Annotated in this window: 17 protein-coding genes; 8 read left to right on the plus strand and 9 right to left on the minus strand. The window is 44.8% G+C overall.

Translation table 11 applies throughout. The features are described from left to right. The first annotated feature begins 126 nt into the window (after window positions 1-126). From AC5JM2_RS30705 to AC5JM2_RS30735, 7 genes are all read left to right on the plus strand, one after another. Window positions 127-435, plus strand: a complete 309-nt coding sequence (locus tag AC5JM2_RS30705) for a carbon dioxide-concentrating mechanism protein CcmK (RefSeq protein WP_015209255.1) — start codon at window positions 127-129, stop codon at window positions 433-435. A gap of 181 nt (window positions 436-616) precedes the next feature. Beyond that, window positions 617-961: a carbon dioxide-concentrating mechanism protein CcmK gene (locus AC5JM2_RS30710; RefSeq protein WP_010995041.1), complete on the plus strand. Its 345-nt coding sequence runs from the start codon at window positions 617-619 to the stop codon at window positions 959-961. Between the two features lie 6 nt (window positions 962-967). Further along, window positions 968-1,267, plus strand: a complete 300-nt coding sequence (ccmL, locus tag AC5JM2_RS30715) for a beta-carboxysome shell vertex protein CcmL (protein ID WP_495839127.1) — start codon at window positions 968-970, stop codon at window positions 1,265-1,267. Window positions 1,268-1,909: 642 nt separating this feature from the next. Then, complete coding sequence (gene ccmM / locus AC5JM2_RS30720; protein ID WP_495839129.1) at window positions 1,910-3,586, plus strand: beta-carboxysome scaffolding protein CcmM; 1,677 nt, start codon at window positions 1,910-1,912, stop codon at window positions 3,584-3,586. Window positions 3,587-3,793: 207 nt separating this feature from the next. Continuing rightward, window positions 3,794-4,444 carry a beta-carboxysome scaffolding protein CcmN gene (gene ccmN / locus AC5JM2_RS30725; protein ID WP_495839131.1) on the plus strand — a complete coding sequence of 217 codons (651 nt, stop codon included), beginning with the start codon at window positions 3,794-3,796 and terminating at the stop codon, window positions 4,442-4,444. Between the two features lie 65 nt (window positions 4,445-4,509). After that, the gene (gene ccmO, locus AC5JM2_RS30730) at window positions 4,510-5,280 is read left to right on the plus strand and encodes a beta-carboxysome assembly protein CcmO (RefSeq protein ID WP_169268259.1); all 771 of its coding nucleotides are present in this window, start codon (window positions 4,510-4,512) and stop codon (window positions 5,278-5,280) included. Between the two features lie 735 nt (window positions 5,281-6,015). Next, window positions 6,016-6,954: a LysR family transcriptional regulator gene (locus tag AC5JM2_RS30735; protein WP_495839133.1), complete on the plus strand. Its 939-nt coding sequence runs from the start codon at window positions 6,016-6,018 to the stop codon at window positions 6,952-6,954. Between the two features lie 183 nt (window positions 6,955-7,137). Here AC5JM2_RS30735 and AC5JM2_RS30740 read toward each other — a convergent pair whose 3' ends face one another. Continuing rightward, entirely contained in the window at window positions 7,138-7,311 is a 174-nt protein-coding gene (locus tag AC5JM2_RS30740) for a hypothetical protein (RefSeq protein WP_495839135.1), read from the minus strand. Between the two features lie 10 nt (window positions 7,312-7,321). Between AC5JM2_RS30740 and AC5JM2_RS30745 the strand changes: the two genes are divergently transcribed. After that, window positions 7,322-8,896 (plus strand): mucoidy inhibitor MuiA family protein, encoded by a 1,575-nt coding sequence (locus AC5JM2_RS30745; RefSeq protein ID WP_495839137.1) that lies wholly within the window; start codon window positions 7,322-7,324, stop codon window positions 8,894-8,896. A 60-nt stretch (window positions 8,897-8,956) separates the two neighbouring features. Here the strand turns inward: AC5JM2_RS30745 and AC5JM2_RS30750 are convergent, their stop codons facing one another. The 8 genes from AC5JM2_RS30750 to mgtE form a co-directional block, all read right to left on the minus strand. Then, entirely contained in the window at window positions 8,957-11,818 is a 2,862-nt protein-coding gene (locus AC5JM2_RS30750) for an ATP-binding protein (RefSeq protein WP_495839139.1), read from the minus strand. A gap of 77 nt (window positions 11,819-11,895) precedes the next feature. Beyond that, window positions 11,896-12,153, minus strand: a complete 258-nt coding sequence (locus AC5JM2_RS30755; RefSeq protein ID WP_495839140.1) for a UPF0175 family protein — start codon at window positions 12,151-12,153, stop codon at window positions 11,896-11,898. Window positions 12,154-12,172: 19 nt separating this feature from the next. Beyond that, window positions 12,173-12,673 carry a hypothetical protein gene (locus tag AC5JM2_RS30760; RefSeq protein WP_495839142.1) on the minus strand — a complete coding sequence of 167 codons (501 nt, stop codon included), beginning with the start codon at window positions 12,671-12,673 and terminating at the stop codon, window positions 12,173-12,175. Then, window positions 12,639-14,084: a DUF1156 domain-containing protein gene (locus AC5JM2_RS30765; protein WP_495839144.1), complete on the minus strand. Its 1,446-nt coding sequence runs from the start codon at window positions 14,082-14,084 to the stop codon at window positions 12,639-12,641. The genes AC5JM2_RS30760 and AC5JM2_RS30765 overlap by 35 nt, the downstream gene beginning before the upstream one ends. A gap of 36 nt (window positions 14,085-14,120) precedes the next feature. Then, on the minus strand, window positions 14,121-14,714 hold the full coding sequence (locus AC5JM2_RS30770) for a Uma2 family endonuclease (protein ID WP_495839146.1): 594 nt from the start codon (window positions 14,712-14,714) through the stop codon (window positions 14,121-14,123). Between the two features lie 11 nt (window positions 14,715-14,725). Beyond that, window positions 14,726-15,772, minus strand: a complete 1,047-nt coding sequence (locus AC5JM2_RS30775) for a protein NO VEIN domain-containing protein (protein WP_495839148.1) — start codon at window positions 15,770-15,772, stop codon at window positions 14,726-14,728. Between the two features lie 30 nt (window positions 15,773-15,802). Next, on the minus strand, window positions 15,803-18,160 hold the full coding sequence (locus tag AC5JM2_RS30780; RefSeq protein WP_495839150.1) for a DEAD/DEAH box helicase: 2,358 nt from the start codon (window positions 18,158-18,160) through the stop codon (window positions 15,803-15,805). Between the two features lie 228 nt (window positions 18,161-18,388). Beyond that, window positions 18,389-19,744, minus strand: a complete 1,356-nt coding sequence (gene mgtE / locus AC5JM2_RS30785; protein WP_495839152.1) for a magnesium transporter — start codon at window positions 19,742-19,744, stop codon at window positions 18,389-18,391. Window positions 19,745-20,567 lie beyond the last annotated feature (823 nt).

The raw sequence follows: 20,567 nt of genomic DNA on the forward strand, positions 1-20,567 counted from the left end.
ATTGTCAGGGACGCCAAGCTTTTCTATGCTTAATTTGGGAAAGGTTTTAGATCTCAAGATGAGCATCCCCGTAGAAAATTTTCCACCTGAGAGTACATATTGCAGTAAATTTGTGGGAGTTATGCGATGCCAATTGCGGTTGGAATGATTGAAACAAAAGGGTTTCCGGCAGTCGTTGAAGCTGCTGATGCGATGGTGAAAGCCGCTCGCGTTACTCTAGTAGGGTATGAAAAAATCGGTAGCGCTCGGGTGACTGTGATTGTCCGAGGAGACGTTTCTGAAGTGCAAGCTTCTGTTGCGGCTGGAGTGGAAGCAGCTAGAAGAGTGAATGGCGGTGAGGTACTGTCCACTCACATTATTGCTCGTCCTCACGAAAACCTGGAATATGTCCTGCCAATTCGTTACACCGAAGCCGTGGAGCAGTTCCGTACTTAGCAATTTTGGATTTTCGTCAGCAGTGCAACGGTCGGACTAAGCGGCAAAAAGCAACTGCATGGAATCAAGCTTTCAGCCAACAGCCCAAGTGCTGACGGCTTGAAAAATCTGAAATTATTGTTGAGGTTGTCGTATTGGGCTTTGGTTGTATTCAAATCTTAAAAACAAAGGATTTAAACTTATGTCAATTGCAGTAGGAATGGTGGAAACTTTGGGGTTTCCTGCGGTAGTAGAAGCAGCAGATGCAATGGTGAAAGCTGCCCGCGTGACTTTAGTAGGCTACGAAAAAATTGGTAGCGGTCGCGTAACCGTGATTGTACGGGGAGATGTTTCGGAAGTACAAGCTTCAGTTGCTGCTGGGGTTGAATCAGTCAAGCGAGTCAATGGTGGACAAGTGCTGTCTACCCACATCATTGCTCGTCCTCACGAAAACCTGGAATATGTGTTGCCAATTCGTTATACAGAAGATGTAGAACAGTTCCGGGAGAATGTGAACGCAATTCGTCCTTTCGGCAGAAGACCATAATCTGTCATGCAAATTGCGAAAGTTCGCGGCACAGTAGTGAGCACTCAAAAAGACCCAAGTCTAAGAGGTGTCAAGCTACTGCTGTTGCAATTAGTAGATGAAGAAGGACAAGTTTTGCCTGAATACGAGGTAGCTGCTGATAGTGTGGGTGCGGGAGTAGATGAGTGGGTACTTATTAGTCGCGGTAGTGCCGCCCGTCAAGTTCTGGGCAACGAACAACGTCCAGTAGACGCAGCAGTGGTGGCAATAATTGATACAGTCCATGTTAAAGACCGCGTGATTTACAGCAAAAAAGACCAGTATTAGATAATCATGATAGTTATGAGTCATTAGTGAGCCAGGGCTATGCACCAACGTTTCCCCCGCTTTGGGGACTGGTAAGGGCAGCGCACGCTGCTTTAAGGGTTTCCAACGCTAGATACAAGTGAGGAAAAATGCCACCTGCGACAGATTGCGGGAAGCCCTCCGGAGATGACCTATGCACTGCCTTGCCCGGTGCGCTAACCGTCACGCTGCGATAGCCCTCCGGGGAGAACCTGAGCCCTATGGCTAACGCCACGGCTGCGCCTAACGGGCACGGCTCCGTGCCGAACGGTTCCGCTAGTCCCTAAGGGGGCCGGAGCTAACGCGCTCCGCCAGTCGCCTGACGCCACATTCTTCAACGGGGGAAACCCCCGCACAGAAGTGGCTCCGGAGGGAGACCCGCAAAGCAGCGCTGGACTCACCGTAAGGCGTGGCGGAACGCCATAGAGCGGGGGTGTCTCTTTCAGAGGAACTTCGATCTTCGCAATCGACGCTCCCCTCCTATGGCACTTCGTACCACACTACGCGCTTGCTGTACTGGCTCCTCCTGCGGGCGCAACTGGCTCTCCCGTTGGACTTTCCCGTTGGGTCATTAGCTGTAAACAAATGAGTTTTTACAAAGGAGAACAGAGGAGGAATCTAACGATGGTAGTCCGCAGCACGGCGGCACCCCCAACCCCGTGGTCAAAAAGTTTAGCTGAGCCAAACATCCATGAAACAGCGTTTGTGCATCCCTTTTCCAACATTATTGGGGATGTATTTGTAGGCGCAAATGTAATGGTTGCTCCGGGAACTTCCATTAGAGCTGATGAAGGTACACCCTTTCACATAGGTGAAAACACTAACATTCAAGATGGTGTCGTGGTTCATGGGTTGGACCAAGGTCGAGTCATTGGTGATGACCAAAATGAGTACTCGGTATGGATTGGCACTAGTGCATCAATTACTCACATGGCGCTCATTCATGGACCAGCTTATGTTGGGGATAATTGCTTCATTGGCTTTCGCTCCACAGTGTTCAACGCCAGAGTAGGAGCAGGTTGCATCGTGATGATGCATGCTCTGATTCAAGATGTGGAAATTCCACCAGGTAAATACGTACCTTCAGGAGCAATAATAACGACCCAGCAGCAAGCTGATCGCTTACCAGATGTGCAAGCAAACGATAAACAATTTGCTCATCATGTCGTTGGGATTAATCAGGCATTACGCTCTGGTTACATCTGTGCTGAGGATAGTATGTGTATAAATACTGTTCGGAAGGAATTGACTAAATCTTATACAAGCAATAATGGGTTTGAAAGGAGTAATGACGTGGCAAGAAGTAGCTTGGGTGTTGAAACAGTCGATCAAGTACGTTATCTGTTAAATCAAGGGTATAAAATTGGTACAGAGCACGTAGATCAGCGGCGGTTCCGTACTGGCTCTTGGCAAAGTTGTACACCAATAGAAGCAAGGTCAGTTGGTGAGGCGATCGCAGCTTTGGAAGATTGTCTGACCAGTCACAGCGGCGAGTATGTTCGTCTTTTTGGCATTGACCCCAAGGGTAAACGGCGCGTGTTAGAAACCATTATCCAACGCCCAGATGGAGTCGTAAATAATCCGTCTACTAACTTCAAAGGTCATACCAATCAAACAAACAGAAGCTATAACGATAATACTTACAGCAATAGCTACAGCAACGGCAGTGGTAGTGGTAAACTCAGTGGCGAAACTGTAGACCAAGTACAACAACTCCTTGGCTCTGGTTATAAAATTGGTACAGAACACGTAGATGAGCGTCGCTTCCGTACAGGTTCATGGCAAAGCTGCCAGTCCATTGACGTCACTTCCACAAGAGAAGCTGTTAGCGCATTGGAACAATGTATGGAAAATCATCCAGGTGAGTACGTACGCTTGATTGGTATTGACCCCAAGGCAAAACGGCGCGTATTAGAAAGCATTATCCAACGTCCTAACGGTCCAGTTGGCTCATCCGACAGTTATAAGTCTACAGGCAGTGCTTCAGCGGGGGTGCCGGTAAATTATTCTGCCAGAGCAACAGGAACAGCAACCAGTAACCGCCTCAGTTCCGATGTAGTAGAACAGCTACAGCAACTCATCAATGGTGGGTATAACATTAGTGTAGAACACGTAGACCAGCGACGTTTTCGCATAAATTCGTGGTCAAGCGCTGGGCAAATTCAGACTCGTTCTGCACAACAAGCCGCCGCAGCATTAGAAAACTATTTAGATCAATACCAAGGGGAGTACGTGCGACTTATTGGTATTGAGCCAAAAGCTAAACGCCGCATAGTGGAAACAATTATTCAACGCCCATAAGACAAAGGGACAAACAAACAAAAAGAGCTGGGGACAAGGGAGAACAGGAGCGAAGATATTTGAAAAACTTCCCCCACTCACTTACTCCCTCACTCCACGGCAGGTGCACTCAACGCGGGGAACCCCCAAGGGCGCACTGCCTTGTCACTCCCTTACTCTCTGGTTCCCTCACTCCCTCCTATTCAAAGGCTTCCGAGGTTACATATCATGTCTGTGCCGCCACTGCGCCCAAGTTATGACTTTGATTCTTACATAAGTGGCGAGGTGATAATTCATCCAAGTGCAGTACTTGCACCAGGTGTGATACTCCAAGCAGCTCCAAACAGCAAAATAATTATTGGTTCGGGTGTTTGTATTGGTATGGGGTCAATTCTCCAAGTCCATGAAGGAACCCTAGAGGTAGAAGCAGGAGCAAACCTGGGAGCCGGTTTTTTGATGGTTGGTAAAGGTAAAATAGGGGCAAATGCTTGTATTGGGGCAGCAACAACAATTTTTAATTGTTCTGTTGATCCGGGACAAGTTCTACCCGCAGGTTCTGTTCTGGGAGATACAAGTCGCCGTATTTCTGAATCTCCTACACAAACGGAACAAACAACTCAGGAATCATCCATAACTAACCCTACTTCCAGTACTACAGAGTCAGAAAATGGGACAGGTAGACAAAAAGGACAGGCAGGCAAGGAGGAATCATCTGCCATATCTCCCTCCTCATCTTCCTTATCCCCACCAGCTTCCACTCAAGACTCTCAAATCGGTAGTTACATTTATGGGCAACAAAGCATACAAAAGTTGCTAGTTACGTTGTTTCCCCATAAGCAATCCTTAAACAAACCTATATCTGACGGTGAAGCTGAATAAGTGTTAATTGTTAAGTTGTCAGCAATCAAAGAGCAACTAACAATTGAGTACCCTGGAGAATTGAAATGGAGGCATACAGTCAAAGGTCTATAAGCAATATCCAGGCATCGCGCCGTCGAGACACACTCAGTGAAAGTGCGTTGGGATTAGTGTCTACCCGCAGTTTTCCAGCAATGGTTGGCACAGCGGATATGATGCTCAAAACCGCTGGAGTTCACCTGATTGGATATGAGAAAATTGGCAGTGGTCACTGTACTGCGATCGTCAGGGGTGGGATAGCTGATGTACGTCTGGCGGTAGAGTCTGGTGTGCAAACTGCTGAACAGTTTGGTCAGTTGGTTTCTAGCTTGGTAATTGCCCGTCCTTATCCCAACCTAGAAGTGATACTGCCTATCAACAGCCGCCTGAGTGCACTTTCTCAAGACAGCTACAACCGCCTGAGCAACCAAGCTATTGGTTTAGTAGAAACGAGGGGATTTCCAGCGTTGGTGGGAGCAGCTGATGCCATGTTGAAAGCTGCCGATGTCCAATTGGCAGCTTACGAAAAAATTGGTGCGGGTTTGTGTACAGCCATTATTCGTGGATCCGTGGCAAATGTCGCGGTGGCAGTAGAAGCTGGTATGTACGAAGCAGAACGCATTGGAGAGTTGAACGCAGTCATGGTCATTCCAAGACCATTGGAGGAATTAGAGCAAACCTTGCCAGTTGCAAGTTGCTGGATAGAAGAACGTCAACCGTTAAAGTTACCTATCAACATCAAGGAGCAAGTCGCAGAAACAGAGTTAGTAGAATTGCCAGATTTAACCAGGTTACCTCTAAAAATGACCGAAGAATGACTGCCAGTGAAAAAGTTAAGAGTTAAGAGCTAAGAGTAGCCAGTTGTGTAGACATTTCCCTGATTAAGCAAATTGGCTTTGAATAATGAGTCCTTTGTCTTTTGGGTTTACAAATGACCCTCCGGGTCTGTCCGTTCGCCCTGGGGGCACGCCCTATGGCTATCGGGGAGAACTTATGCCCTGCGGGCACACTGCGAAGAGCGGTTCCGCTAGCCCCTAAGGGGGCCGGAGCTAACGCGCTCCGCCAGTCGCCTAGGTCGGGAGACCCTCTCCGAAGTTGCCACAACGCGGGGAACCCGCGCAAGGTACTTCTCTGTGCAGCGCTGGTCTCACCAGTCACCCTCTTTCGGGTTACCCACCAAAGCAGTGCTGGACTTACCCCACGGGCTCACAAATGACGAATCACTCATCACTCATAACTCGTAACTTGAGCTACTTAGCATCAAGGTCTGTAACCTTGGCTGGAAGGTGTCTTACGCTGTTGAGTGCTTCTTTGAAGCATAACTTTTCCTGATGATAAAGAAAATATCATTATGATAATAGTTTTAATAGATATTTATCTATGTTTAGAGCATCAGCCTTATATTTCCGAAGCAACTATCTCCAGCAAGAGCCGTTAGATAAAGTCAGAGCGTCAACACTTGTAACTTTTAGATGAGCAAAGCTATATCAATTTCAAGTGTTCAGTGATACTAGATTTATATCTATAAAATCACTATTAAAGGAGAATAGCCCTTGAACCAAGCGACGCTGCACCAGTTGAAGGTGTTCGAGGCTGCGGCGCGTCACAGTAGCTTTACTCGTGCCGCTGAAGAACTCTTTCTCACTCAACCCACTGTTTCCATGCAAATTAAGCAACTCACAAAATCAGTTGGGTTGCCGTTGTTTGAGCAGGTAGGAAAGCGCCTTTATCTTACAGAAGCGGGACGGGAACTGTTTGCCACTTGTCGGCAGATTTTCGACACAATTGCCCAACTTGAAATGAAAGTGGCAGATTTAAAAGGGTTAAAGCAAGGACAGTTACGCTTGGCAGTCATTACAACAGCTAAGTACTTCATACCACGTTTATTGGGTCCATTTTGCCAACTTTACCCAGGAATTGATATCGCCCTGCAAGTGACAAATCATCAAGGCATTCTGGAACGTATGAGCAGTAATATGGATGATTTGTATATCATGAGCCAAGTTCCAGAACATTTAGATGTCAATTGCCAGCCATTTTTAGAAAACCCTTTGGTCGTTATAGCACCAGCTAATCATCCTCTGGCAATGGAAAAAAATATTTCGATTGAACGTCTTGCGGATGAACCTTTTATTATGCGCGAACCAGGTTCAGGAACAAGGCGATCAGTGCAACAATTATTCGATGATCAGAAAGTGATGGTGAAGGTTAAGCTGGAACTGGGCAGCAACGAAGCGATTAAGCAAGCAATTGCTGGTGGCTTGGGAATCTCGGTTTTGTCTCGACATACTTTAGTGACAGAAAGTAAAGATTTAGCCATTCTGGATGTAGAATACTTTCCCATCCAACGGAATTGGTACATGGTTTACTTAGCTGGTAAGCAACTCTCTATCGTTGCTCGTACCTATTTTGAGTATCTATTAGATGCTGCAAAGCAATTTGCAGATCAAACGCTAAATTCTAGTCTTTTTCACGCAGACAAAAATAGTTAGAGAGGTATAAATTTCTTTTTAATGACTTAGCTAAAAACATTTTCTAAGCACTAAAACATCTGCCTTTGGATTGAGATCATCAACTATAACCGTTGCCAGGTAGATTAAGACATGAACTAATGAGAAAATACGTACATCACGGGATTTTCAACCCTGTTAAGCGTTAAGCGTTCCTTGCTATATTTACCAATTCCCCATTTCAGCAAACATCGAGGATATATCTGGCTTAAGACTGCGCTTAGTTAAGGGACAGTTCACCAATACCATTAAATAAGCAGCAAAAGCATTCACAATCAGAGAAAACTGACAGTGACTAACTAAGGAAGCATCGGCTGTGCGAAAAACAGTAGAAACCAAGATTGTATCTGTGATAGTGTATACTGAACAAGCCCTGGTGACACGACGAAGTGCGATCAAGGAAGCGTCAAGCCTCCAGCTTATCGCACTAACCGGACAAGAACGAGAATTAGAAATTGTCCAACTGCCAGTTACGGTAGAAACTGAGTCAGTCAGGGTTAGTGGTAGAGGTGAAGTTGCAGTACAACTACTGGGAGTCAGCACAGAGCGAGTCTTCTCTTGCGAACCCTTCGCCGAACGGTTGAGCCATTTGACAAGGCAAATCCAGCAATTAGAAGCAGAATGGAACCTTCTGCAAGCACAAATCGATGCTTTAGCTTTGCAGTCAAAGTTTATTGAAGGTTTACGTGAGAAAACAGAGGAACCTTTTGCACAAAGTCTGTCGCGGAAAAATCTTAGCTTGAGCGAAACTTTGGATTTTCTCAACTTTCTAGGAAGCCAGTACAGCGAGTATGCTATTGCGACAACGGAGTGCAAAGTCCAACAGCAAGAATTAGACAAGCAGCTACAGGTTCTGCGTCAACAGTGGCAACAACTACAAACACCATCACCCAAGCAAAGTTTTACCTTGAGTGTGGCGATTGAGCCTGCGGGTGCTGGAGAGTTTGAGCTAGAAGTCTGTTATGTAGTCAATTACGCTAGTTGGACTCCGCTGTATGACTTGCGAGTCAATACAAGCAGCAATTCCATCAATCTTACCTATCTCGCTGAAGTCACCCAAAGTACCGGTGAAGATTGGACGAACGTATCTCTGACTTTGTCTACCGCAAAACCTGGGTTGGGAACTTTACCACCATTACTGGAACCTTGGTACATTGACGTACTGCGTCCCCCAGAGTTTTTGCGTATGCAAAGACTAGCAGCTATGCCTACTCCTCCTAGTGGAGATAATCCAACATCAGAAACCGAACAATTACAGGAAAATTTGGTCACTGCAGAAACTGTTGTTGCAGAAGTTTCTAGACAAGGAAATACAGTCACTTTTGAGGTGAACAGCAGTGGAAAGATTCCCAGTGACGGCACACCTCATAAAACGACAATTTTTAACGACGATTTCCCTTGTAGTTTTGAGTATGTAGCAATACCACGCTTGCTTAGCTTTGCTTATCTACAAGCAAATGTGAAAAATACTGTTAATTGTGTCACTCTATTACCAGGAAAAGCGAATATTTTTCGAGATAATACTTTTGTTGGAACAACTCAATTAGAAAATGTTGCGCCAGGGCAAGAGTTTAAGCTCAACTTAGGAATTGATGAAGGTTTAAAAATTGAACGTGATTTAGTAGAACGTCAGGTAGAGAAAAAATTGATTGGCAACAATCGCAGGATTACTTATGGTTATCGGATAGTTATAACTAACTTACAAAATCAAGAAGCAAATTTAAAAGTCATTGAACAATTACCAATCAGCCGCAACGAACAAATTAAAGTCCGTCTCAACCGTAGTAATCCACAAATTCAACTTGGCGAGATGGGAATATTGGAATGGTCTTTAGCTCTTTCACCGCAGGCACAATGTGAGGTATATTATCAGTTTGTTGTTGAACATCCACCTGAGTTAACAGTCGTTGGTTTGGATGTTTAGCAAACTTGTGTATGATCAATTACCCCTGACACAAACCCTTACCTTACCCTTAATTGAATCTTAATTTATATCCGTCTCAATATCACCCTCCAATCCCAATTCTTGCAGTGCCACTTTAGTTTCTTCAATCTTCTGAGTAGAAATATTCCCCTCAACGGAAACGGATACTTTTATAGTCAATTTCAAATCTTTATTGGTAGTAAATTTAGAAAGAACCTTTGTGTAGAAGTTCATCCACTTCTGAGGTGTAATTGCGCCACTCCACTTCAGCACTTGCGCTTCAGCAGGTGGGGGAGTTATTTCTGTTGGTTGAGTAGCAGTGTTTGTGACATAGGGAGTGGTAACATCTCTGACAACATGAGTTGTAGAAGTCGTCACGCTGACTGTGGTAGCAGGGGTGCTAGTGTTTGTTTCCCCCGTTTGAGTCTGGGATGATGGGATTGGTGTGTCAGCATCTTGAGCCAATTCGGCTTTTTTGTAAGCTTCCGCAGTCTCTTGGGTGATGATGAATACATCGTCAGAGATTTCTATATCGGCGGAACTGATGGTACACTGATATTGGAACGGTTCGTAGTGTGTAGTGCTAGTTTTACCAACATAGGCGAGGATACCATCTCTTACACCACGGGCGATCGCCTCCTTTACCCCATCCCCATTCAACAAGCGAGGAAACAGCGGTGAAGCGAAAAAGGCATCGCGGACAGCCTTAGTACTCCATTCTGTAAATGCAGGCGACCAGTTGCGTACAATAAAGCGAGGGCTGATACTATCTTCAACATCCCCATCCTGACGCAAACGGTTGACAATCAACTCAACCATAGTACGTGCCATGCTGGATGTGACCATGCCCAAGTCTATAGTGCGGATTTTGTTATCTTTACCTAGCAGTGCAATATTTTTGTAAGAACGCCAAACACATTCTTTTAAGTCACGTTCCGCTTTTTTCAGGTTCTCATCCAACTGGCGCTTCTGGGAGTCGTCGAGTCGTTCGCGTTCTTCGTCGCGGATGTCTTCCCATGCAAGCAGCTTACGTGCTTCCTCTCGTAGCTGGGCATCAGAGTCAGCAACTGCCCAAATTATGGCACTCTTAAAAGTACGGTCTGATGTGCCATACTCCCGCGTCATCGTTTCCACAAATTTTACAGTTTCACTGTCTTGCATGGAATGCTCAGGCGCTAGTATAGCTATTGTTAGCACTGCTCGATTGGGAACAGCACTGGAATTTTCGGGAAAATAAACGAGTTGAATTCCAAGACTTGCGACAAAAACTTTCTGAATTTCGGCTTTGACTCGTTCGGTCATTCTGGCTGCTTGGACGTTAGCACGGCGATCTGCCAGAATTTTATTTAGATTGGGCGACAAGCTAAAGCGGTATTTGTTTTTTTCAATCGAGAGATAATAGCAGTCAGTTGAAAGTGTTTCCAAAACGGTTTCCACATTCCCAATATCCAAAGACGGTTCCGCTACTGCTAGCCGAATTTCAGGAACAGTGGCTTCCGTGCGCGTACAGCCACCGTTAGATTCAAAAAATATCGTTGTTGTGACTTTGCGGTGCAGCCTGGGTTTTTTTATTACGTCCACAGCTTCAGCATCCAGACGCACTGCATGGGAATCTCTTTTGCCGCAGATATCTGTTGTCACCGCACCTTCTAAACGGGTTTCGCCTAATTGTTCAAACACCGCTGCTCGAAATTGGGGGTCATCCAGTGGTGCTGTGCCTAAACTAATTAAAGCATCACGGTGTGCGCGAATGGTACCCTGCTGATAAGCATTTGATACCCAAAGTGCCAGAAGTCGCAGCACTCCCCTAGTGCGTTGGAAGCGTGGTAAGGCTTGCCATTTGCGCTCAAAGACAGATAGTACTGTTGGGTGAAAAGGATATGTGGTGTAAAAAGCTTCACGAGCATTGTCTAGGGGAAACCAACTCGGAAGTTGCTGTCGGTGTTCAACTACCCACTCAGCGTATTCATTGCAGGTGTTAATTGCATCTTTGGGTAAGAGAATTCTGCCATCGGCGGTGACAGCACCAGGTTCCCATTCAAACAAACGGCGACGAATAATTTCGGATGTTTCTGACTCGGCGGACATAATTATCGCTTTGCCCACGCGATCGAGCATTTTCTTGAAACGTTGCTCATCCGCTTCATCCTCCGTGGTGTATTCCATCTCTGAGGCAGGAATCGAAACCACTAAAACAACATTATCTAAACTTCTCGCTGTTTCAGATAGTGCTTGAATAAAGTTGTATAGGTAGTTATTAAAACCCTTACGGCGATAAGTACTAGCATAATTAATAATTTCATCCATTAATATCAGGCAGGGTTTATCCTTGGGGAGAAATTTTCGGATGACATCGCCTTTGGGTTCAATAAATTGAGCTTCATGTTCAGCAAGCACAGCTAAAGCTTCTGCACCGCCTAGCTGGTAAGCGATTTCTCCCCACGGTGTTTTGCGTAGAGGTGTACCGTCGTCACCACCGCGTCCTTTAATAGAATCAAATTCTGTACCGACAAACACAGCGATCGCAGCTTCTGGTATTGATGAAATTCCCGCTTTTTGCAGTATTTTCTGGACTCCTGTCCAATTGTTAGCCGCTGCACCGTGTTTGGCTAAGTGATAAAGCAAAGTCAGGGCGTGAGTTTTACCGCCGCCGAACTGGGTAGCGAGATTGAACACTGGCGAAGTTTCCGTTTTCTCGCCTGAAAGACGGCGCACCACTTGGGCTGCAAGGTCGGTTAAATATTTAGTGAGATAAGTACGGTCAAAAAAACGTTCTGGCTCTTTATAATCAGAAGGGGCGGTTTCGTCTCGTACCTTGTCGAGGTGGACAGCAAACTCAGAAGCATCAAGGGGTTTCCCTTCCCGCAAGTCTTCACGAGGTATTAAACCGTCGATTTTATACCAAGGTTTGATTGCTGCCATCGTTTATTCCCCTACTAATGCTAGTGCTTGATTCATCACTCGGTCAGAAAGATACATTCCACATAGACGCAATTGTTCTAAAATTGGACGCGCTTTAACTCTTGTTGCAAGTCATCAAAGTCTACAGAAAACACATCTACTTGTTCCCGCGCAAGTGCACAAAGAAAATCGCGGCGGTTTAAACCTGCAATTTGGGCAGCTTTTTCCTGAGAGACTTCAGCCTTTTGATACCAGTATATAGCGGCAGCAAGGCGCATATCACGCACAAAATCATCTGGGGGAAGACGACGGGCTGAGAATACTTCTTCGGGTAAATCTAGACTCACTCTGGTCATAGAGTTATGCTCCACTTAATTAAAATCCCAATCCCTTCTTTCTTGCTAACACACCATCAACCCAGCGTTTCTCGTCTGTGCCGTTGGGGTACAATGCTGAAAGTGCTTGAGCTAATCGCCAAAAGCGTTGGTCAGTACCAGCACCTTCTTCTACTAAGAAACGTTTGAGGGCTTCGCTGCGCCCGGCTGCAAATAAAATCATGCTTTGGTGAATGCGGTCTAATATAGTGTTTCCTAGTGGGGGTACAGTTTTTTCACCCCAAGAATTGTTCTCGTCTTCTATGCTACCAGCAATATCAAATAAGCTTAGTTGCTTGACATCTTTCTTTTTACGTTTGGTAGGTGCTTTGGCTTCGTCTTTCCCAAAAAGGTAGTGTGTGCGCTCTGATACAGGTAGAAGTCGCGCTTTGTTGCCTTTAACTTCTACTAGGCGGTTGAGATTTTCTAAATGTGCGCCGAGTCCTTGGGCGATTTTCCGGGCAGCATCAAATTCTAGAAAGTTTATCAGCTTGTCTATCAATAGCTAACCCTAAACAAGTTTGAACAGAGGAAACTAATTCTTGCTCATGCTCACTTGTTAAATGTTTTCCTACATCTTGTACTAGTTCTACTAATATTATTAACGCTAAAGATTGCCGAAAATTAAATAGACTACCCCATGTATTAAGTCCATAAATGGGCGCATTAAATACACCACTCATTACTGGTAAAATTTCATCCGGTACTAAATTTAATACTCCTTTATGTTCCTGTTTACGTTTTTCTAACTTATCAATTACTTTTCTTACTGCTTCTAAATCATCCTCACTTGGTAAGCGATAAAATCTTCCTTGAGTTTTGGGTTTAGTTATCACCACACAAAATAATCTTGCATCATTCGTCCCACCTTGACGGGCTTTTAATTGTGTTCTCACCGAAGCTACAGGAGTAGTATAAGCACAACAGGGACAAGTAGCCGAACCTCTTTTTACAGTTCCATCCAAGCTAGGATTTTTTATTTCAACTTCCGGGTTATCAGCAACTACCCATTTACTCTTCTGCTTTTCAATAATTTCAAAATCTACCCGCCTATCTTCCGGTTTAGGAATCATCCTTAAACCAATATTTCGATTACTCTTTTTACACAACCACAAAGACCGCATTAACGGCACTTCCGCTCCACAACCAGGACCTTCACAAGTAATAGTCCTCGCCCAAAGATAAGCAATAGGTGTCGCCCCATCTGGGTCTTTAGGATAAAACTCAGCTAATTCCTTCTCTGCTTCTTCCTTAATCCATTGTCCCCACTTTCGCACCTCATCAGCCAACTGCTGCCCATATTTGGGAATATATTCCAACACCACTTTATTCAACAAAACCGCCACAGGATTAATGTCAGAAGCAAACGCATCCGCACCCACTCGCAACGCCTCTAAAGGTATTGCCCCACCACCAGCAAATGGGTCAACCACTAACGGTTTTGTTCCGGGAATTCCGCCTAATGCTTCATGTGCCGTTTGTGTTAAAGTACGACTGGTTTCTAAATAATCTGCATCAGTAGAATTGTCCCAGTTGGCAAAGTCAGCTATAAAATCCAGCAGAGTCTTGCGAAGTTCTACTGGGTCGTGTAATAACTGAGGATTTTTATTAATAGCTGTTAAGCGATTGAAAGAATCAGCACTAGCTTTTTCTGGATGATTTTTTGCCCAATTTAACATCAGCTTTTTTGCCGTACTGACAAACGCCTCCGGACACAATGGGTCAGCAGGATCTGGCCATAATGCAGCACAAATGACTGCCCGACACGCCGCCAAAGGTCGTCGTGCCCACCAAATATGTAGCGTTGAAATATGCCCGTGGCGAATTGATTTTTCTCGCCGTGCGTGGGCGGATATTCGCTTGATGGGTAAGTCAACTTCAATGAGGCGTTTGGGGTATTGTGTCGTCGGCATTACATTAATAATTATGTGTTAATAATATTAAAACAATTAATCTTCTTCACTGCTGACAGTAAAGTCTACTTGCTCGTAAAGGTCGCTCAGTTGAATTTCAAAATCAATCGTTTGAAGTGATAAAGTTGCAGATTCCCCTTCAAGTTCAGTAAATAACCATTGACCTTCTGCAGTTTTTACATACTGCATAACATGATAGTGATATTGGTCGATTAAAATATATTCTTGAAATTCAGGGATAGACCGATAATAGAGAAACTTATCACCTTGGTCGTAATTCTTAGTCGATTTAGATAAAACTTCTGCAATCAGCAAAGGATTCATGACGGTAGTTGTATTTGTTCCCGTATAAACAGGTTGTCCTTGAATTATCATCACATCCGGATAGGTATGTTGACGATAACGCGGTATCCATAAACGTACATCACCAATATAAACTCGATAATTTTGCCCTTTCACTGCAAATTTTAAGGAAGCTGCTAAATTCAGTGCAATTTCATTATGATTTGTAGTTCCTCCAGTCAGTGAAACGATTTCTCCATCGCGGTATTCGCTTTTATATTCTGCTTTTTCCTCAAGTTCTAAATATTCTTCAGGTGTGTAGTAGCGTTTTTGTGTTTGTACTTGCATAAATATACAACCTATTGTGCTGTTAAAATTTTCTGGGCAGAAACGTGATAATGCTCAATCTTCACCAACGGCTCCCATCCTAATCGTACTGGGTCTTCTATAGGATGAACTTCTGGGGTAGAAGCGCAATTAAACACAACGTACAACCAATAATCCTGTTTTAATCTTTCGGCTGTTTTATACTCATTAGTCGTCAGCGCCACCTCACCGACTGTAGATCTTCCCTTAACTTCAATAAACCGCACGGCGATCGCTGTCTGTGGATCTTCGGGATGAGGTTGACGCGAAATCAAGTCAAAACCGCGATTTTCTTTCTCCACACTCACCACCTTCCATCCCCTAGCTTCTTCATATGCAATCACCGCCTCAACTGCAATGCGCTCAATCTCATCATTGCTAACCATCCGCGCAATTTCAGGCGTTGTGCGTTCTGGGTGCGGTAAAACCCAAGCACGTCCGTGATGGCGAATATCCGTGATGGTACAGCTACCCTCCTGCTGCAATTCCTCCCGACGCTGTTCTAGGCGTGCGTTTAATTCAAACAAACGGTCTTCTGACTGCTTGATGCGTCCATCTAACCCCGCTTCCTTAGAACCGGATTCTTTTTGCTCAATCAACTCAGCAAACTGACACTGCACTTTATCAATAATCGTGTTGAGGCTAATTTCCATGTGCTGAGAAATCGTCTCTACTTCCTTTTGGCGCTGAGTCCGAATCTCTGTTAAAAAGCGATTTAACTCCTGTTCAATCAAAGCTTGTTCTGCGCGATCGCGGCTGGGTAGCGCACTATCATCTGGTAACTCGGCACCGCTTACCCTGTACTCCGCACTCCCCGACGCAAGAACCAAATCTAAAAACAGCGTTGGCTGGCGCACCGTCATTGTACCGTCCAGTTCAGTTTGAATCACATACAAACGCTCGTGCAGCTTATTCCCGCGTCCATCAGAAATTCCCGCACTGAACACATCCAATCTCCCTGGCTGATGACGATACAAATCGTAAAATACAGCACCTCGCCGCAAGTCTTCCTGCACCCGCACCAAGACATCATCCCTCACGCACTCAAATAACGGATGTCCTGGCGTTACCTATTCCAGTGTTGCGTCATTTGTCAATATATTTTTATCAAACGTAATCTTTTTGTACTCATGTCCCAACTTGCCAAAACGGGATTCGAGGCGATCGCCTATCGCCCACAAAGTCCGTGGAACTCGCCCAATCCGGTAAACTTTTTGACCTTTCGCATTTTCCTTGGGATGAATTCCCGCAATAGGAGCCGCTTGAATAAAAAAGTCCTCAATAACTTCTGGCACCAAACGTCGTTCTTTTGCCTCCGCAGCCTTACCCACAATTGGTGCTAGATTTAATTCGCGCTTCGCCAAACCTTCCAACGCCGAATCGCTAATCCGCCGAAAGCGATCGGTGTCCACCTGCTCGACGATGCGGTTCTTAATCACATCTTCAGTCAAGTTGTGGGCGTACATATCGCGAATCATCCGCTCTAGTTGATTGGCAGGAAAGATATCACCCAAAACGTTAAAAACTTTACCCGTTCTCTCCGGGTCAAGGTCTACCTCAATGGCGCGGATGCGCTCAAATAACTTCCACAGTACCCGCCCTTCACGGGTATTTGTAGAAACAAAGTTAAAAATCAAACAATCCTTATCCTGTCCGTAACGATGGATGCGTCCCATCCGCTGTTCCAAACGCACGGGATTCCAGGGAATGTCATAGTTAATCAGAAACCAGCAAAATTGCAGATTTATACCTTCCCCCGCAGCTTCCGTGGCGACTAACACCTGACAATCTTCCCGAAACTCCCGCTCAGAATAAATGCGAGTATTGGGGGTGTCCCTGTCGCCAATTTTCATTCCCCCATGAATCTGTGTAACAGACAATTTCCAGTCTCGTAACTTACCCACCAAGTAATCCAGGGTATCTTTGTGCTCAGTGAAAATGAGCAGTCTCATATTCTTGTCTTGGAAGATTCCTTTTTGGGTAATAACTTCCTTAAGTCTCACCAACTTAGATTCAATTTCTCGCTCTTCTAAATTCTTAGCCTGGATGATTAATTTATTTAATTGCAGTATTTCTTGTTTGAGCGCTATGGGGTCAATTGAAGCGACAACTCCTTCTAAATCTCCCAGAATTTTTTGCTGTTCTTCTTCAGTCAGTTCATCAAAATCCTCTGGTATTTTCTTATTAATCTGCTCTTGGCGATAAGCCTTTGGATCTTCCAATATTCTTTGACGTTTGTCTCGCATTCGCTCCAAACTACGTCGCACTGCATAAACGCTGGAGGCGAAACGACGTTGCAACATTGCCATTGTAAAACCCAAAGCTCGACCACGCGCTGAATCATCAGTAGAGGCTTTGATGGACTGGTCATCAACATAAGTTGTTAAGTCGTCGTAAAAGTCAAACTCATCCGCATCAATCTGAAAATCAATTGTTTCGACTTTGCGGTTAGTGAACAGTTTCTTAACAATACCTGTTTCTGGTTCCGGGAAAGTAACCAGTGCTTCTTTAGTGCGACGCAGATAAAATGGGGCGCTGTTGCGCAGCATTGCTTCTTCTAAACTTTTGACATCCCCGTATACATCGCGGTCTAAAAGTTCGAGGAATAAACAGAAATTTTTCGGGTCACCTTTATGGGGCGTTGCTGTCATTAATAAGTAGTGGTCGGTGTGTTTTGAAAGTTCTTCACCCAGCTTGTAAGCCAAAGTTTTCCTATCTGAACTATGAGCGCTCATCTTGTGCGCTTCGTCCACAATAACTAAATCCCAGTTACTTCTTAATAAACTATCTTTAGCATCTTCAATACGGGAAACCCAAGACACTGAGGTGACAACCTGATGTTTTTCTTTCCAAGGGTTAGAACCATAATTAGCCCGCAGCACATCACCACGAACCACCTCAAACTCTTCGCGAAATTTCTCTTTAAGTTCCCGCTGCCATTGAAATGTCAGGTTAGCAGGGGTGATAATTAGAGTACGCTTAACTAACCCCCTAACTTTAAGTTCTTTCAGTAGCAACCCTGCCATGATAGTTTTACCAGCACCGGGGTCATCAGCGAGTAAAAAACGGATGCGCGGTTGTTTAAGAAAATAGTTGTATACTGCTTCAAGTTGGTGAGGTAGGGGATCAACACGAGCAATGGCGAGGGCAAAAAAGGGATCGTATTCGTAGGCTAAACCCAGGCGCAAAGCTTCGACACCCAAGCGAAAATGCAGCGAGTCACCATCAAAAGGTTCTTTGTCTGGAGTTGCTTGAAGTTGTGCTACTTGAGAAGGATTGAGAATGAGTTGATGAACTTGATTTGTGTTGAGTCCTTGACCGATGAGTTTGACTGATGCACCCATCGGGATGATTATCAATACCTGTACGGGTTCGCTGAAGATTGAACCTGTAACGATGACATTGGGTTTGAGTTGGTCGATTTGCATGATTTTCGCTTGCTCCAGACACCACTAGCAGTGAGAAGATTGACTGTTGAGCAAACCGCTGGACTCAATCTTAGACTGTTGTGCTACTTGAGTTGGTTATAGCGAAAAAACAATCACGTTGGCCAAAAAAGCAGCCACAGAAGATTTGACCAACTCCAGTGAGTTCACAGAAGACGCATCACAAAGACAAGAAAATGTTTTGCGTCCTGTTTTGTTGATTTGTCTAACTTATGGTTTGAAATGAAAAATATGCAAAGCTGTAGAAATCAGGGTTAAGAAAATTATAAAACCAATGGCATCTAGCATCGTTGTCACCAAAGGTCCACTAACCAAGGCGGGATCAAGTTTTAGTCGCTTCAAGCCCATTGGTAATGTAGTTCCTAAAGTGACAGCCACAAGAGTATTTGTTGCCATGACTGTTCCAGCAACTAACGACACCCAACGCTCTTGAGGTGGTGCCCAAATCAAGGAAAGCATAACCATAGTCAGTCCTAGTGCTACCGCTGTACCCAGTCCTGCTTGAAGTTCCTTACGAAGAATTTTGAAGGTATCTTGGGGTGTGATCTCTCCCACACCAAGTCCACGAATTGTCACTGTTAAGGCTTGAATACCTACAGTACCGCCTGTGTTGGAGAAAAGCGGCATGATGACAGCCAGCACTGGCACCATTGAAATTGTTGACTGAAAGGGGGCGATCGCACTAGATGCGCCAATATAAAGCAACATAACTCCAAACAGCCACGGTAAGCGCTTGCGAAGAGTTATCAGAGGAGATGAAAAAGCCTGTTCATCACCACCACTCACACCTGCCAGTTTTTGAATGTCTTCTGTGGCTTCTTCTTCCAAAATATCGACCACATCATCAATCGTGACAATACCCACCAGTCTCTCTTCTCGGTCAACCACAGGGACGGCGATTAAGTCATATCGCTTCATGACTTGGGCAACTTCTTCTTGAGGCGTTTCTGTTCTGACTTTGATGACGCGAGTGCTAGCGATATCTGTGATGAGAACATCAGGAAAGGTGAACAGGAGCTGTCGTAGGGAGACAACACTCACCAGCTTGCGGTTATCGTCCGTAACGTAGGCGTAGTAAATTGTCTCCTTGTCTTCGTCCTGGAGGCGGATCTTACTCAAAGCTCCTCCAACTGTTAACCCATCTCGCAATCGCACGTATTCTGTTGTCATCACGCGTCCAGCGGTGCCTTCAGCATAGCCGAGAATCGTTGCTGTTGCTTGCCGTTCTTCTGGACTCAGTTCTTGCAATAGACGTTTGACAACCCCAGCCGGTAATTCATCAAACAATTCTGCGCGTTCATCCGGACTCATCGCCTCAATGATTTGTGCAACTTGAACATCATGCAGGGAATTTATGATTTCTTCCTGTACTTCTGGAGGCAGATATTCAAATACATCAATTGCTTGATGTTTATTCAGTAAACGGAATGCGATCGCCCGATCTTGTTTGGGCAATTGTGTAATGTACTCTCCCACATCTACGGGTTGTGTACTATTCAAATCCAACTTGAGTTGATTTAAGTCGCCAATGTCAAAAGCCGAATTGCGAACATCTTGTAAGAGCATGATAAAACCTCCAAATGCCTCCCCCGCGCTGGGAGACAAACTCGCCAGATCAGAGGAGGTTAGTACTGTCGTCTTGTGGACTTTTGTCCATAAAATCTCAGAAATTCAACATCGATTACCAATACAATGGCATCGCTAATTTATAATCCTAGCCTGGAACAGTGTAATCTGGTAGATATCAAAAGTCAGAAAAAGAAAGTTCTATTCCACTTGAGTTGAATTTTTTCTCACCCTGATGCCTATTGATTTCTGTAGATTTTACTACTTTGAGTGTCTGTGTCAAGCGTACAAGTTTATTTAAGTAGAAAGTTTTTCAAGTAAAAAGATTTACTGGAGACTAGTTTTAAATATCATTGTTTTTGGAAAAATTCTCACTTTTGGCTGTGATCGCAAAGGCGGCGTTCGCGTACTTTTTCTGGAGTTGGCTTTATTTCTGTACTTTTTATTACATATAGCGCTTCTTGTTATTAGACCACAAATACAAGGAAAGCCAATGATCGACTAGAGTTTCCTCACTTGCATACGCACGGAGGATGACGCACTAGTTGGCTAGCATCTGGCGTTGGGCATTATCCATAAAAGCCTGTGTAATAGACATTTATAAGTAACCTCTCACAGCCAAAGATAGTGGAAGCATGCTTTTAGGAGCAATACTAAATTTTATAGGAATCCGGTTTGATTTGGTGAGACCAGTGCGAATGACGGCTTTCCCGACCTAGGTATCTGGCGTGCGCTTTGCGCATACGCCAGAGCCGGCACGAGGGAGACCCTCCCGCAGCGCTGGACTCACCGTAAGGCGTGGCCGTTCCCACTAGGGTGAATC

Source organism: Brasilonema angustatum (assembly GCF_059505445.1).